The organism is Lutibacter sp. A80 (assembly GCF_022429645.1).
Classification (GTDB): domain Bacteria; phylum Bacteroidota; class Bacteroidia; order Flavobacteriales; family Flavobacteriaceae; genus Lutibacter.
In genome coordinates this window covers 1,866,665-1,881,529 of the sequence record NZ_CP092480.1, presented here as the reverse complement: position 1 = coordinate 1,881,529, position 14,865 = coordinate 1,866,665, and the positions used below count along the sequence as shown (strand labels likewise).

15 protein-coding genes are annotated in these 14,865 nt (G+C 31.1%); 12 read left to right on the top strand and 3 right to left on the bottom strand.

The features are described from left to right. Positions 1–12: 12 nt before the first annotated feature. The 7 genes from MHL31_RS08020 to argH all read left to right on the top strand — a co-directional run bounded on the left by MHL31_RS08020 (position 13) and on the right by argH (position 7,346). On the top strand, positions 13–1,140 hold the full coding sequence (locus MHL31_RS08020; RefSeq protein WP_240228691.1) for an aspartate aminotransferase family protein: 1,128 nt from the start codon (positions 13–15) through the stop codon (positions 1,138–1,140). Continuing rightward, positions 1,140–2,336 carry a glutamate-5-semialdehyde dehydrogenase gene (locus MHL31_RS08015; protein WP_240228690.1) on the top strand — a complete coding sequence of 399 codons (1,197 nt, stop codon included), beginning with the start codon at positions 1,140–1,142 and terminating at the stop codon, positions 2,334–2,336. The genes MHL31_RS08020 and MHL31_RS08015 overlap by 1 nt, the downstream gene beginning before the upstream one ends. Further along, on the top strand, positions 2,320–3,096 hold the full coding sequence (gene proB / locus MHL31_RS08010) for a glutamate 5-kinase (RefSeq protein ID WP_240228689.1): 777 nt from the start codon (positions 2,320–2,322) through the stop codon (positions 3,094–3,096). The genes MHL31_RS08015 and proB overlap by 17 nt, the downstream gene beginning before the upstream one ends. 7 nt (positions 3,097–3,103) lie before the next feature. After that, positions 3,104–4,051, top strand: coding sequence for an N-acetylornithine carbamoyltransferase (locus MHL31_RS08005; RefSeq protein WP_240228688.1), 948 nt, complete (start codon positions 3,104–3,106; stop codon positions 4,049–4,051). 44 nt (positions 4,052–4,095) lie between these two features. Next, positions 4,096–4,881: an acetylglutamate kinase gene (argB, locus tag MHL31_RS08000; RefSeq protein ID WP_240228687.1), complete on the top strand. Its 786-nt coding sequence runs from the start codon at positions 4,096–4,098 to the stop codon at positions 4,879–4,881. After that, positions 4,881–5,939 (top strand): M20 family metallo-hydrolase, encoded by a 1,059-nt coding sequence (locus tag MHL31_RS07995; protein ID WP_240228686.1) that lies wholly within the window; start codon positions 4,881–4,883, stop codon positions 5,937–5,939. Before argB ends, MHL31_RS07995 begins: the two co-directional genes overlap by 1 nt. Positions 5,940–6,068: 129 nt before the next feature. Next, entirely contained in the window at positions 6,069–7,346 is a 1,278-nt protein-coding gene (argH, locus tag MHL31_RS07990; RefSeq protein ID WP_240228684.1) for an argininosuccinate lyase, read from the top strand. A 93-nt stretch (positions 7,347–7,439) separates the two neighbouring features. Here argH and MHL31_RS07985 read toward each other — a convergent pair whose 3' ends face one another. From MHL31_RS07985 to MHL31_RS07975, 3 genes are read right to left on the bottom strand one after another with little or no spacing between them, the layout of a single operon-like run. Continuing rightward, positions 7,440–8,129: an RluA family pseudouridine synthase gene (locus MHL31_RS07985; protein ID WP_240228682.1), complete on the bottom strand. Its 690-nt coding sequence runs from the start codon at positions 8,127–8,129 to the stop codon at positions 7,440–7,442. Continuing rightward, entirely contained in the window at positions 8,130–8,741 is a 612-nt protein-coding gene (yihA, locus tag MHL31_RS07980; RefSeq protein WP_240228680.1) for a ribosome biogenesis GTP-binding protein YihA/YsxC, read from the bottom strand. It abuts the gene before it with no gap. A gap of 3 nt (positions 8,742–8,744) precedes the next feature. Next, the gene (locus MHL31_RS07975) at positions 8,745–9,509 is read right to left on the bottom strand and encodes an alpha/beta fold hydrolase (RefSeq protein WP_240228679.1); all 765 of its coding nucleotides are present in this window, start codon (positions 9,507–9,509) and stop codon (positions 8,745–8,747) included. Between the two features lie 209 nt (positions 9,510–9,718). On the opposite strand from MHL31_RS07975, the gene MHL31_RS07970 reads away from it, so the two are divergent. The 5 genes from MHL31_RS07970 to MHL31_RS07950 are packed head-to-tail and all read left to right on the top strand — an operon-like array spanning position 9,719 to position 14,862. Further along, positions 9,719–10,189 (top strand): division/cell wall cluster transcriptional repressor MraZ, encoded by a 471-nt coding sequence (locus tag MHL31_RS07970; protein ID WP_240228678.1) that lies wholly within the window; start codon positions 9,719–9,721, stop codon positions 10,187–10,189. Further along, positions 10,176–11,072, top strand: coding sequence for a 16S rRNA (cytosine(1402)-N(4))-methyltransferase RsmH (rsmH, locus tag MHL31_RS07965; protein ID WP_240228677.1), 897 nt, complete (start codon positions 10,176–10,178; stop codon positions 11,070–11,072). The genes MHL31_RS07970 and rsmH overlap by 14 nt, the downstream gene beginning before the upstream one ends. Further along, positions 11,073–11,399 (top strand): FtsL-like putative cell division protein, encoded by a 327-nt coding sequence (locus tag MHL31_RS07960; protein WP_240228676.1) that lies wholly within the window; start codon positions 11,073–11,075, stop codon positions 11,397–11,399. A 7-nt stretch (positions 11,400–11,406) separates the two neighbouring features. After that, positions 11,407–13,398, top strand: a complete 1,992-nt coding sequence (locus MHL31_RS07955; RefSeq protein ID WP_240228675.1) for a penicillin-binding protein — start codon at positions 11,407–11,409, stop codon at positions 13,396–13,398. Next, on the top strand, positions 13,399–14,862 hold the full coding sequence (locus MHL31_RS07950) for a UDP-N-acetylmuramoyl-L-alanyl-D-glutamate--2,6-diaminopimelate ligase (protein WP_240228674.1): 1,464 nt from the start codon (positions 13,399–13,401) through the stop codon (positions 14,860–14,862). Positions 14,863–14,865 lie beyond the last annotated feature (3 nt).

Genomic DNA, 14,865 nt, shown 5'->3' with positions numbered 1-14,865 from the left:
AATATATAAATTATGGAACTATTCGATGTTTATCCGTTGTATAATGTAACACCTGTAAAAGCTGAAGGCGCTTATGTTTGGGATGATAAAGGAACAAAATATTTAGATTTATATGGTGGCCATGGAGTTATTTCTGTGGGACATTCGCATCCAAAATATGTTACAGCTATAAAAGAACAAATTGAGAAAATAGGATTTTATTCTAACTCAATTCAAAATCCATTACAACATGAATTAGCTGAGAAATTAGGGCGTATTTCAGGTTGTGATAAATACAACTTGTTTTTATGTAATTCTGGAGCCGAAGCTAATGAAAATGCTTTAAAATTGGCATCTTTTATAACAGGTAAAAGTAGAGTTCTTTCTTTTAAAAATGCTTTTCATGGTAGAACATCAGCTGCAGTTGCAGCTACTGATAATTTAAATATAAACGCACCTATAAATTTACAACAACAAGTAACTTTTCTTCCTTTAAATAATATTGAATTGGTGGTTCACGAGCTGGGTAAAGGAGATGTGGCTGCTGTAATTATTGAGGGAATTCAAGGTGTTGGAGGTTTAGATGAAGGAAAGAAAAAATTCTTTAAAAAAGTTAGAAAAGAGTGTAAAAAAACTAAAACCATATTAATTCTAGATGAAATTCAATCTGGTTACGGTAGAAGTGGTCAATTTTTTGCATTTCAACATCATAAAATTAAGCCAGATATTATTACTACTGCCAAAGGAATGGCAAACGGATTTCCAATTGGAGGTGTTTTAATTTCAAAAAAAATTAAAGCGAAATACGGTATGTTGGGTACCACTTTTGGAGGTAATCATTTAGCCTGTGCAGCAGCAATTTCAGTATTGGATATTATTGAAGAAGAGCAATTAATTGAGAATGTAAATGATGTTTATAGCTATTTTTTAGAAGAAATTAAATCGGTTCCAAAAATTAAAAAAGTAAAAGGAAAAGGTTTAATGTTAGGCCTCGAATTTGATTTTGAAGTTGGAGAATTACGTAAAAAATTAATTTTTGATAAACATATTTTTACTGGAGGATCTAGTAATAAAAATTTATTAAGAATTTTACCTCCTTTAACAATAACAAAAGAACAAGTGGCAATTTTTATAAAAGCTCTAAAAGAAGTTTTAGTATAATGAATGCGATGCTAACAGAACAACAAAGAAATAATGTGTTGCTAACAATGGCCGAATTAATTCAGAAGAAACAATCTGAAATTTTGGCCGTTAATAAAATTGAAGTCGATGCTTATAAAGGCGGTGATTTAGCAATGTACGACCGTTTAAAAGTAGATACTGCAAAAATTGAAGGAATGATATTGTCCTTACAGCAATTAGTTGCAGATGTTGATCCGTTAAACAAAGAACTTTATAATTTTAAGCATACAAATGGAATGAACATAATTAATAAAACCGCACCTTTTGGTACGGTTTTAATTATTTATGAATCTAGGCCAGACGTTACCGTTGAAGCTGCAGGAATTGCTTTTAAATCTGGTAATAAAATTTTACTAAAAGGAGGGAAAGAATCTGCTAAATCCAACTTAAAAATTGTTGACTTATGGCATCAAGCTTTAAAGGCTCATGATATTTCTACAGATTGGGTAGCTTATTTAAATTATAATAGAACCGAAACACAAGCTTTTTTAGAAAATCCAACTCAAAAAGTAGATTTAATTGTGCCACGTGGAGGTGAAAGACTAATTAAATTTGTAAAACAAAATGCATCTTGCCCCGTAATTGTTAGCGGACGTGGAAATAACTTTGTTTATGTAGATGCTGAAGCAGATTTAAACGTAGCCTTAAATGTTATTTTAAATGCCAAAACGGCTAAAATTTCTGCGTGCAATGCTGTTGATAAAGTGTTAATTCACGATGAGTTAATTTCTAAAACTAATTTTGTTAAAAATTTAATTGAAAAACTAATAGCGGCAGATGTCAAAATTTTAGGTGATGCTATTATTTCAAAATATGATCACGTGAAAGAGATAAAAAGTGATGAAATTTGGTTTGAAGAGTTTTTAGATTATAAAATTGTTTTAGGAAGTATTGAAAATATAAATAAAGCCATTGCTAAAATAAATAAATATGGAGGTGGACATTCGGCTTCTATAATTACAACAACGAATGAAACTGCTCAAGTTTTTATGCAATCTGTAGATACAGCGGCAGTTTATCAAAATGCATCCACTCGTTTTACCGATGGCGGACAGTTTGGTTTGGGAGGCGAATTAGCAATAAGTACAGATAAACTGCATCATAGAGGGCCAATGGGTTTACAGCATTTAGTAACAAATAAATGGTATATTTTTGGAGATGGGCAAATTAGATAAAAAGCGAATCTTACTAAAAATTGGCTCTAATGTTTTAACAAAAGAAACCAATCAAATTTCAAGAGGGAAATTAGAAGATATTGCTCGTCAAATAGCTTTATTAAAGGATAAGTACGAGTTTGTTATAGTAAGTTCTGGAGCAATTGCTGTAGCAAAACAGTTTGTTGATTTAGAAAGTAATGGAAAACCAATAAACGTAAAACAGGCTTTAGCATCTATTGGGCAGCCACATTTAATGCGAATTTTTCATGAAAATTTTTGGGAACTAGGTTTGTTAACTTCACAGTGTTTATTATCGTATTCAGATTTTAAGAAAGAAGAATCACGTACAAATATTAAAGATACCATTAATGTGTTAATTGAAAATAATTATATTCCAATTATTAATGAAAATGATACCGTGGCAACCGATGAGATTAAGTTTGGAGATAACGATAGACTATCTGCTTTAGCAGCAGTGTTGTTAGATGTTGACTTATTATTAATAGCTACAAATACAAACGGAGTTTATACAAAAGAATCTATTGATTCAAACAGTCTTGAAACTATTAAAGAAACTTCAAATGTTGAAACTTTAAAAAATCAGATACAAAGTTCAATATCATTACACGGAACAGGGGGCATGGTAACAAAAATTGCCGCAGCTGAAATTGCACAAAAAGCAGAAATTGAAACATGGATTTTAAACGGGTTAACGGATAACTTTATGGTAGAAGCCCTTGAAAATAAATCTAAGTTTACTAAAATAACCACAAAATAACATACAGATGAAACATTATCTGAATATAAAAGATTTAAAAAATTTACAACAAACAGTAAAAGAAGCAGTTCAGTTAAAGGAAAACGAGCTTGAATTTCAAGACTTAGGAAAAGGGAAAACCATTTGCTTATTGTTTTTTAATAATAGTTTAAGAACTCGCTTAAGTACTCAAAAAGCCGCTCAAAATTTAGGTTTAAATCCTATTGTAATGAATTTTGGAAGTGAAGGTTGGCAATTGGAGTTTGAAGATGGTGTAGTAATGAACCAAAATAAATCGGAACATGTAAAAGAAGCTGCTCAAGTGATTGCACAGTATTGTGATATTGTTGCAATTAGAGCGTTTGCTTCCTTAACAGATAAAGAAAAAGATTTAGCTGAAATAGTTTTAAGTAATTTTGAAAAATATGCTGGGATTCCAGTAGTAAATATGGAAAGTGCCACAGGACATCCATTACAAGCCTTGGCCGATGCTATTACTATGGAAGAATTTAAAGTTCCGCATAAACCAAAAGTAGTATTGTCTTGGGCGCCACATCCAAAAGCATTGCCGCAAGCAGTTGCAAATTCTTTTGTTGAAATGATGCAATTACAGGATGCCGATTTTGTAATTACACATCCAGAAGGTTATGAATTAGATGAAAACATTACTAAAAATTCTAAAATTGAATACAATCAAGAAAAAGCATTTGAAAATGCCGATTTTGTGTATGCAAAGAATTGGAGTAATTTTAACGATTACGGAAAAGTGCTTAATGAAGATGAAAATTGGATGATTACAGCTGATAAAATGAAGTTGACCAACAATGGTAAGTTTATGCATTGTTTGCCTGTGAGAAGAAATGTAGTTGTGGCAGATGAAGTGATAGATTCAGCAAATTCAATTGTAATTCAAGAAGCAAATAATAGAACGTATTCAGCGCAAATAGTGTTGAAGAAGATATTAGAAAATTTATAAAACGTAATTCTGAATTTGTTTCAGAATCTCATCACTAATTAAAAATGAATAAACAAACTTTACAAATTGTTAAAATTGGAGGAAATGTTATAAATAACAATGCTGCATTAACTTCATTTTTAAAAGATTTTTCTGAATTAAAAGGTCCAAAAATACTGGTTCACGGAGGAGGTAAAAAAGCTACGGAAGTTTCTTCGGCAATGGGTTTAAAGCCTCAAATGATTAATGGAAGACGTGTAACAGATGCAGCTACTGTTGAAGTGGTAACAATGGTGTATGCAGGTTTGTTAAATAAAAATATTACAGCAAAATTACAAAGTTTTGGCTGTAATGCTATGGGTTTATCAGGAGCTGATGCCAATTGTATTTTAGCGCATAAACGCATTGTAAAAGATATAGATTACGGTTTTGCAGGAGATGTTGATGCAATTAATTCTGAAATAATAAATGTGTTGCTTCAAAATAATGTAACACCTGTTTTTTGTGCAATTACACACGATAAAAATGGACAATTATTAAATACAAATGCAGATACAATTGCTTCGGAAGTTTCTATTGGAATGAGTGATTTATACCATACAGAACTTAATTTTATATTTGAATTAAAAGGTGTTTTGTCAACTATTGAAGATAAAAATTCAGTAATAAAAAAAATCAATTCATCTAAATATGAAACGTTAATTTCAGAAGGAATTATTTCAGATGGAATGCTTCCAAAAATGCAAAATTGTTTTAATGCATTAAATAGAGGTGTTCAAAAAGTGAAAATTGGAGACGCTTCTATGATTCAAAATTCAAATGATTTATACACTACAATAAGTTTAAAATAATGATAGAAAAACTTACAAAAGAAGCCATTGAATTGCTTAAAAATTTAATTTCAAAGCAATCTTTTTCAGGGGAAGAGAGTGAAACATTTTTGTTAATAAAGCAATGGTTTATAGATCACAATATTAAGTTTGAAAGTCAAGTTTACAATGTTTGGGCAAAAAACAAACACTTTGATCCTGCTAAAAAAACCATTTTATTAAACTCGCATCACGATACTGTAAAACCGAATAAAGGATATACAAAAGACCCTTTAAATCCGGAAATTGTTGATGGAAAATTGTATGGTTTGGGGAGTAATGATGCTGGTGGATGTTTAGTTTCATTATTGGCAACATTTACGTATTTCTACGAACGAGAAGATTTAAATTATAATTTTCTTATGGTGGCTTCTGCTGAAGAAGAAAACACGGGGCCAAATAGTTTAGTGAGCATTGTGCCAATATTGCCAAAAATAGATTTTGCAATTGTTGGAGAGCCAACTTTAATGAATTTAGCTATTTCAGAAAAAGGCTTAATGGTGGTGAATTGCGAAGCAAAAGGAACATCGGGTCACGCAGCACACGGAACAGGAGATAATGCAATTTACAATGCTTTAGAAGATATTAATTGGTTTAAAACCTATGAATTTCCAAAAATATCGGAGACCTTAGGAAAAGTTAAAATGACTGTTACGCAAATAAATGCAGGTCATCAGCACAATGTTATTCCTTCAAGTTGTAGTTTTGTAGTTGATGTTCGTGTAACCGATTGTTATACAAATCAGGAAGTGTTTGAAATTATAGAGGCGCATGTAAAATCTGAGGTCTGCCCTAGATCGCAGCGTTTAAACTCTTCTTCCATACCTAAAGAACATCCAATTGTAAAAGCGGGTGTTAAATTAGGAAGAAGTACGTATGGGTCGCCAACAATTTCAGATCAAGCAATATTAACTTGTCCTTCATTAAAATTAGGGCCAGGAGAAAGTTTACGTTCGCACACAGCAGACGAGTTTATCTACATTCATGAAATAGAAGAAGGTGTAGATTTATACATAAAAATATTAGAAGAAATAATTTAGTTGAAGCTTTTTTTGTGAATGTCACACTGAGCTTGTCGAAGTGTCTAAATTGAGTAATTTCAATATAGATTATTCATTTCATTCAGAATTACAATTAAAGCATTAAATAATTAAAAATAAAAAACAAATATGAAACTTTGGGATAAAGGATTTTCAACCGATAAAAAAATAGATATTTTCACCGTTGGTAACGATAGAGAGTTAGATTTAATTTTAGCAAAATACGATGTAATAGGCAATTTGGCACATGCTAAAATGTTGCATAAAATTGGTTTGTTAACTTCTGAAGAAATTTCGAATTTAGAGGTTGAATTAAATGCTATTTTAAAAACTATTGAAGCTGGTACTTTTACAATTGAAGATTCTTTTGAAGATGTGCACTCTAAAGTTGAGTTTTTATTAACTGAAAAATTAGGTGATACTGGAAAGAAAATTCATACAGCGCGTTCAAGAAACGATCAGGTTTTAGTAGATGTTCATTTGTATTTAAAAGATGCTTTAAATGATATAAATGCTGAGGTTGATGATTTATTTGATTTATTAATTTCGTTGGCTGAACAATATAAAAACGTGTTATTGCCTGGTTACACGCACTTACAAGTAGCTATGCCATCTTCTTTTGGAATGTGGTTTTCAGCTTATGCAGAAACTTTAATTGACGATATTTACTTTTTAAAAGCCGCTTACAAAGTTGCAGATCAAAATCCGTTAGGTTCTGCTGCGGGTTACGGAAGTTCTTTTCCAATTGATAGAGATGAAACAACTAAATTGCTAGATTTTGAAGTGTTAAAATACAATTCAGTTGCAGCGCAAATGGGACGTGGGAAATTAGAAAAATCGGTTTCTTTTGCAATTAGTTCAGTTGCTGCAACCTTATCTAAAATGAGTATGGATATTTGTTTGTATATGAGTCAAAATTTTAGTTTTATTTCATTTCCAGATGAATTAACAACAGGTTCAAGCATTATGCCTCATAAAAAAAATCCAGATGTTTTTGAATTAATTAGAGGAAAATGTAACAAATTACAAGCATTGCCTGTGGAGTTTACTTTAATTAGTAACAATCTTACCAGTGGTTATCACAGAGATTTGCAATTGTTAAAAGAAGGATTAATACCTTCGTTTTCAACATTAAAATCTTGTTTGGAAATGTTAACGTATTCATTAAAAAATATTCAAGTTAGAACCAATATTGTTGAAGAGGATAAATATTTATATATGTTTAGTGTTGAGGAGGTAAATAGATTAGTTCAAAATGGAACACCGTTTAGAGATGCTTATAAAATTGTAGGTAAAAGTATTGAAGAAGGTGAGTTTAAGCCTAATAAAACGGTAAATCATACACATAAAGGAAGTGTTGGAAACTTGTGTTTAGATGAAATAGTTGCTAAAAAGAATAAAGCTTAAAATTATTTTAAAAATATTACGTCATTCTGAACTTGTTTCAGAATCTCATTACCATAGTGAAGTTGCGAGGTTCAGTTTGACGGAAATTAATTCTTATTGAAGACAAGCGCTCCAAATAACATCTTTAGGTGTTGGAGCTATAATTGATATATTTTCTTTGGTTACTGGGTGAATAAACTCAATTTTACGTGCGTGTAAACTTATACTTGCATCTTTGTTGCTTCTGTTAAAACCATATTTTAAATCGCCTTTAATTGGAGACCCAATGGCTGCTAATTGACAGCGAATTTGGTGGTGTCTTCCTGTTTCTAAATCTACTTCTAATAAATGATAGTTGTCTAAAGATTTGATGATTTTATAATGAAGAATTGCTTTTTTACTTCCTTCAATTTCAGATGAGTAAGATGTGGATTTATTGTTTTTAGGATTCTTTTTTAAATACCCAGTAAGAGTGTCTTTATCCTTTTTTGGTTTGTTTTTTACAAGTGCCCAGTAAGTTTTATTTACAGTTTTATCGCGTAACATTTTATTGAACCTTTCTAAAGATTTTGAGGTTCTTGCAAAAACTATAACGCCGGTTGTTGGTCTGTCTAAACGGTGAACAACACCTAAAAATACGTTACCCGGTTTGTTGTATTTTTCCTTAATATACGCTTTAACAATATCGCTTAATGGAGCATCTCCAGTTTTATCACCTTGAACAATATCACCAGATTTTTTATTAACAATTATTAAGTGATTATCTTCAAAAAGTACTTCTAAATTGTTTTTAGTAGAAGCCATTTATGAGGTTTTTTCTAATTGCTGATTTATGATGTCTATATAGTTTAATAGCTCTTCTTTACCTGCTGTTGAAGTTGCAGAAGTTATAAAATATTGAGGCATTTCTTCCCAAAGTGTACTTGTCATTTTTTTAGAATAGTTCTTAATATTTCTATTCAGTTCAGAAAGTTTTAATTTATCAGATTTCGTAAAAATAATACAAAAGGGAATTTCATTTTCACCTAAAAACTCCATAAACTCCAAATCAACTTTTTGAGGTTCGTGTCTGCAATCAACTAAAACAAAAGAACAGATAAGTTGCTCTCGTTGTAAAAAATAATTTTTTATAAAACTTTGGAATGTCTTTTTAACACTTTTAGAAACTTTAGCATAACCATAGCCAGGTAAGTCAACTAAAAACCAATTATTATTTATTTTAAAATGATTGATTAATTGTGTTTTTCCGGGTCTTCCAGATGTTTTTGCTAACTTATTTTGACCAGTTAGCATATTTATTAAAGAAGATTTTCCAACATTGGATCGTCCGATAAAAGCATATTCGGCTAACCTTTCTTTTGGGCATTTTGAAACGTCACTATTGCTTATTACAAAGTCAGCTGTTTTAATTTTCATTTTTTACAAATTTCTTTTTTTTAGCCAGTTTTCAAGAATTCTATTAAATTCATCTGGATGTTCCATCATTGGAGCGTGGCCACATTTATCTATCCAAAATAAGTCAGCATCAGGCATTAATTTTTCAAAATCTATGGCTACTTCAGGAGGTGTAACATTGTCATTTTTACCCCAAATAACACACGTTGGAATATGCATTTCTGGCAAGTCTTTTGCCATATTATGTCTTATAGCACTTTTAGCAATAGTTAGGGTTCTAATTACTTTATGTCTGTCATTTACAGACTCGTATATTTCGTCAACTGTTTCTTTAGTAGCTACTTTTGGGTCGTAAAAAACTTCTTCGGTTTTTTTCTTAATATATTCGTAATTACCTCTTTTAGGGTAGGTGTCTCCCATAGACTTTTCATACAATCCAGAACTTCCTGCTAAAACTAAAGCAGTAACGTTCTTTTGATTTAATTTTGTGAAATAAAGTCCAATATGTCCACCCAAAGAATTTCCAATTAATATAGCCTTATCAATTTTCTTATAAGCCATAAAATCTTTTAAAAACTTTGATAAGTTTTTAACATTGGTTTTTAGAATTGGTAAGGTATAAATTGGCAAGACAGGAATTATAACTTTATATCCTTGTTTAGAAAAATAGTTAAGTACTCCTTCAAAGTTGCTTAATCCTCCCATAAGCCCATGAAGAACAATCATCGGTTGCCCTTCTCCAGCTTCTACATACTTGAATTTATTATCTTCAATAAGATTTTTGCTCATTAATTTTTAATTTTTAAGCTTACTACAAAGGTAACTTTTTTTTCTAAAAAAATACTTTTTTCTAAACTCAGGTAATATAATTATTAATTGGCTGTTTTTCAAAAAAATAGCTTCAAATATCTATTTAGTGGTAAAAGTTATCAACAAAGTGGGTAAAAGTGGATAAATGTGGGAAAAAATTTATATTTTTGATTTTATACAAAATCATAATGATAAATTTAATTGGAACATATGAAGGAAAAGCGGATGCCAAAGGGCGGTTGCTGCTTTCTGCTGCTTTAAAAAAGCAATTAAGTCCAGTTTTACAAGATGGTTTTGTGCTAAAACGTTCGTTGTTTCAATCGTGTTTAGAGCTTTATCCGATGAATGAGTGGAATATTTTGATGGCAGAAGTGAATAAGTTAAACCGATTTGTTAAAAAGAATAACGATTTTATTCGTCGATTTACAGCGGGTGTTAAAATAGTAGAGTTAGATGCTTCAGGGCGCTTGTTGATTCCTAAAGATTTGCAGGCTTTTGCAGGAATTACAAAGAACGTTGTATTGTCTTCAGCAGTTAATATTGTTGAAATTTGGGATAAAGAAAGGTATGAAGTAGCAGTTGATGATGTTGAGGGAGATACTGCAGATTTAGCAGAAGAAGTAATGGGTAACATAATAAATAGCGATGGAATATCATAGTCCAGTTTTATTAAAAGAAAGTGTTGATGGTTTAGATATTAAACCTAATGGCGTGTATGTGGATGTTACTTTTGGTGGCGGTGGACATTCAAAAGAGATTTTGAGTAGGTTAAATGAAAATGGAAAGTTGTTTGCTTTTGATCAAGATGAAGATGCCCAAAGAAATGTAATAGATGATCCAAGGTTTACCTTAATTCCTCAAAATTTTAGATTCATAAAAAGGTATTTAAGATTTTATGGTGTTAAAAAAGTAGATGGTGTTTTGGCTGATTTAGGTGTTTCGTCACATCAATTTGATGAAGCAGAACGTGGGTTTTCAACACGTTTCGATGCAGATTTAGATATGAGGATGAATCAAACAGGAGAATTATCTGCATTTGAAGTTGTAAATAATTATGAGGAGGAAAAATTAAGTTCAGTTTTGTTTCAGTATAGCGAGTTGCGAAACGCAAGGGCTATTGCTAGAAAAATTGTTGAAGCACGTTCTGAAAAAAAAATTAAAACAAGTTTTGAGCTTAAAGAAGTATTGAGCGAGTTTGTGCCAAAATCTGTTGAACATAAAATTTTAGCTCAAATATTTCAAGGTATTCGTATTGAAGTAAATCAAGAAATAGAAGTTTTAAAAGAGTTTTTGTTGCAAATACCTGATTTGTTAACAGAAGATGGAAGGTTAAGTGTAATCTCATATCATTCGTTAGAAGATAGATTGGTAAAAAGATTTATTAGAAGTGGTTTGTTTGAAGGTGAACCTGAAAAGGATATGTTTGGTAATATAGATGTGCCAATGAAAAAAGTAGGGAAACTAATAATTCCAAGCTTTTCTGAAATAAAGAAAAATAATAGAGCTAGAAGTGCCAAATTAAGAATTGCAACAATTAAATAAATGTCAGCTATAAAATCCAGCATATTTAACCTTTTAAAAGGGGATTTTTTAGTAAATAAAGATTCCTTTAAGAACTGGCGATTCATTTTTTTCGTGGTTATTCTTATGTTATTAATGATTGCGAGTGCACATAGTACTGATAAAAAAGTAATGGAAATTGCAAAATTAACCAATGAAATTAAGGAGTTAAGAGCCGAGTTTTTAGATAAACGTGCAATTTCAATGGAGATGAGACTGGAGTCAACAGTGAGAAAAAAAGTAGTTAACCTTGGAATTGTACCAAGTGAACAACCACCTCAAGTTATAAGAGTAATAACAAAAAAATAATTAAAAATTGGCAACAACAAAAAAAAGCATACTAAATAAATTGTACGTTGTATTTGTTATTATAACGCTTTTTTTGGTGGCTATAATTTTCCAATTAACAGATATTCAATTTTCCGAAGGAGAAAAGTATAGACATATATCTGAGCAATTAACATTGAGAAATGATACTATTTATGCGAATAGAGGAAGTGTTTTTTCTGAAGATGGTAGTTTGCTTGCAACTTCAATGTCGCAATACGAAATTAGAATGGATGCGGTTACGGTGGCTGGTGAGGTTTTTGAAAAAAATGTAAGAGCACTATCACAAGAGCTTTCTAAAATGTTAGGAAATTCGGTTTCACATTGGGAGCGAAAAATTAGAAAAGCTAGAAATAGTAAAAATAGGTATTTGTTTATTGCTAGAAAGTTGGGTTATACAGAGTATATAAAAATTAAAAGTTTTCCAATTTTTAATTTAGGAATGTATAAAGGTGGTTTTATAGCAAAACAATCTACGGTAAGGGCGCATCCTTTAGGTAAAGTGGCTGAAAGAACTATTGGTTACGATGATTATAGAGGTGCTCCTGGAATTGAAGGTGCATATAGAAAATATTTAAAAGGTAAAAATGGGTTAAGATTAGAGCAGAAAATAGCAAAAGGTCAGTGGAAACCTATTAATGATAGAAATGAAAAAGAGCCTGTAAATGGTAAAGATATTGTTACAACCTTAAATGTTAATATTCAAGATATTGCACACCATTCTTTATTGAGGCAGTTGGAGTATTATGAAGCTGAGCATGGATGTGTTGTTGTAATGGAAACTGAAACGGGAGAAATTAAAGCTATTTCTAATTTAGGAAGAGGTTCTAATGGAAAATATTATGAAAAACGAAATTATGCTGTTTATGAATCACACGAACCTGGCTCTGCATTTAAATTAATGTCTATGGTTGTAGCCTTAGAAACGGGTGCAATAGATACAAGTACAGTTGTAGATACTGGAAATGGAAGGTATAGAATGCATGGACGTTATATTAACGATTCTAAAAGAGGAGGGTATGGTAAAATAACCGCAGCACGAGCTTTAGAGGTGTCTTCAAATATTGCTTTTGCTAGGTTGATAGATGAAAATTTTGGAGAACATCCAGAAAAATTCATTAATGCATTATATAAGATGAATTTGAACGATAAATTGGGTTTACCAATTAAGGGAGAGGGAGAGCCGCTTATTCCAAATCCAGACCACGAAATATGGAGTAAAAATGCTCTGCCATCTATAGCTTATGGTTATAATTTAAAATTAACACCATTGCAAACATTAACATTTTACAATGCAATTGCTAATAATGGAGAAATGGTGAAACCGAGATTTGTAAAAGAAATTAGATCTTGGAATAAGCATGTAGAATCTTTTGGGAAAGAGGTAATAAATAATGCTATTTGTTCTAAAGAAACAGTTGCTAAAATTCAAGAAGTACTTAAAAACGTGGTATCTCGTGGAACTGGAAGAAAATTATATTCTGAAGACTTTTCAATGGCTGGTAAAACGGGTACGGCTCGTGTGAAATATGGGAATTATCAAGAGTGGTTAAAAGACAAAAAATACATATCATCATTTACAGGTTATTTTCCAGCAGAAAACCCAAAATACTCATGTATTGTAGTAATTCATGAGCCTAATACAAAAACGGGTTTTTATGGAGCAGATGTTTCAGGTCCAGTGTTTAAAGATATAGCTCAAAAAATTTATACTACAAATCATATTATAAACGAAATTGAGAATAAAACCCCAGATTTTGAAAATGTTAAAAATGATTTTGAAAAATATTATGCCATTTCTAATAAGGAAATAAAATCAATTCCAAATGTAAAAGGAATGGCGGCTATGGATGCTATTTCTTTACTTGAAAACTTAGGTTTAAAAGTGCGTTTTTCTGGAAATGGAAAAGTAGTATCGCAATCACTTAATGAAGGAGCAAAATTAGTAAAAGGAGCAACAATTAATATAAAATTATCGTAGTTGAAAGTATTTAAAGACATATTGTACAAAGTAAGTATTAATGCAGTTCATGGAAACACTGAAGTGTTAATTAATGCTATACAATTTGATTCGCGAAAAATTCAACCAAATGATTTATTTGTGGCTCAAAAGGGATTGGTATTCGACGGACATAAATTTATAGGTAAAGCCATTGAATTAGGTGCTAAAGTAATTGTTTGTGAAGAATTTCCTGAAGTTTTAGAAGATACAATTACGTATGTTAAGGTTAGTAATTCTAATGAGGCGCTAGCTATAATGGCATCTAACTTTTATGGAAATCCTTCGTCAAAATTAAAATTAATAGGTGTTACTGGTACAAATGGTAAAACAACTATTGCTACCTTATTGTATAAGTTGTTTCAAAAGGCAGGTTTTAAAACCGGATTGTTATCTACGGTAACAATTTTTGTAGACCATCAGCAATTTAATGCAACACATACAACGCCAGATTCTTTAGCAATTAATAGCTGTTTAAATAAAATGGTTGAAGCAGGTGTAGATTATTGTTTTATGGAGGTGAGTTCGCACGGAATTCATCAAAAAAGAACGGCTGGTTTGCATTTTACAGGTGGTGTTTATACCAACTTAACACACGATCATTTAGACTATCACAACTCGTTTAAAGAATATAGAGATGTAAAAAAATCATTTTTCGACAACTTGCCAAAAACCGCTTTTTCTTTGGTGAATGTAGATGATAAAAATGGTTTGATAATGCTTCAAAATACAGTATCAAAAAAATATACCTATGCTTTAAAAACAATGGCGGATTATAAAGCTAAGATTCTAGAAAATCAGTTTTCTGGATTGTTTTTAAACATAAATAATAATGAGGTTTGTGCAAAATTAATAGGAAGTTTTAATGCGTATAATCTGTTGGCGGTTTATGGTGTTTCACAATTGTTAGAGCTAGAGGCTACTGAAGCCTTAACCTTAATTAGTGAATTGGAAAATGTAACAGGACGATTTCAACACTTTAGATCTAAAGAAGGAGTCACTGCTATAATTGATTATGCACATACACCAGATGCTTTAAAAAATGTGTTGGAAACTATTAATGATATAAGAACCGGAAACGAGCAGGTTATTACTGTTGTAGGTTGTGGTGGAAATAGAGATAAGGCAAAACGTCCGGTAATGGGGCGCATTGCTTCGCAACTTAGTAGCCAGGTAATATTCACTTCTGATAACCCAAGAAATGAAGATCCTGAAACAATTATAAAAGAGATAGAAGAGGGTGTTGATCCTCAAAATTATAGAAAAACACTATCAATTGTAGATAGAGAGCAAGCTATAAAGACAGCAACTAAACTGGCAAAAAAAGATGATATTATTTTAATTGCTGGAAAAGGGCACGAAACATATCAAGAAGTTAAAGGGGTGCGTACTCATTTTGACGATTACGAAAAAATTTCACAATTATTAAAAGCTATAGAAAAATAAAAC

Excerpts from the sequence above, each read along its gene's own strand:
- MHL31_RS07960 (WP_240228676.1), top strand. The coding sequence starts at position 11,073 with ATGTCAGCTATAAAATCCAGCATATTTAACCTTTTAAAAGGGGATTTT.
- MHL31_RS07985 (WP_240228682.1), bottom strand. The coding sequence starts at position 8,129 with ATGGCTTCTACTAAAAACAATTTAGAAGTACTTTTTGAAGATAATCAC.
- MHL31_RS07970 (WP_240228678.1), top strand. The coding sequence starts at position 9,719 with ATGATAAATTTAATTGGAACATATGAAGGAAAAGCGGATGCCAAAGGG.
- proB (WP_240228689.1), top strand. The coding sequence starts at position 2,320 with ATGGGCAAATTAGATAAAAAGCGAATCTTACTAAAAATTGGCTCTAAT.
- MHL31_RS07975 (WP_240228679.1), bottom strand. The coding sequence starts at position 9,509 with ATGAGCAAAAATCTTATTGAAGATAATAAATTCAAGTATGTAGAAGCT.
- rsmH (WP_240228677.1), top strand. The coding sequence starts at position 10,176 with ATGGAATATCATAGTCCAGTTTTATTAAAAGAAAGTGTTGATGGTTTA.
- argB (WP_240228687.1), top strand. The coding sequence starts at position 4,096 with ATGAATAAACAAACTTTACAAATTGTTAAAATTGGAGGAAATGTTATA.
- MHL31_RS08015 (WP_240228690.1), top strand. The coding sequence starts at position 1,140 with ATGAATGCGATGCTAACAGAACAACAAAGAAATAATGTGTTGCTAACA.
- MHL31_RS08005 (WP_240228688.1), top strand. The coding sequence starts at position 3,104 with ATGAAACATTATCTGAATATAAAAGATTTAAAAAATTTACAACAAACA.
- MHL31_RS07995 (WP_240228686.1), top strand. The coding sequence starts at position 4,881 with ATGATAGAAAAACTTACAAAAGAAGCCATTGAATTGCTTAAAAATTTA.
- argH (WP_240228684.1), top strand. The coding sequence starts at position 6,069 with ATGAAACTTTGGGATAAAGGATTTTCAACCGATAAAAAAATAGATATT.
- MHL31_RS08020 (WP_240228691.1), top strand. The coding sequence starts at position 13 with ATGGAACTATTCGATGTTTATCCGTTGTATAATGTAACACCTGTAAAA.
- yihA (WP_240228680.1), bottom strand. The coding sequence starts at position 8,741 with ATGAAAATTAAAACAGCTGACTTTGTAATAAGCAATAGTGACGTTTCA.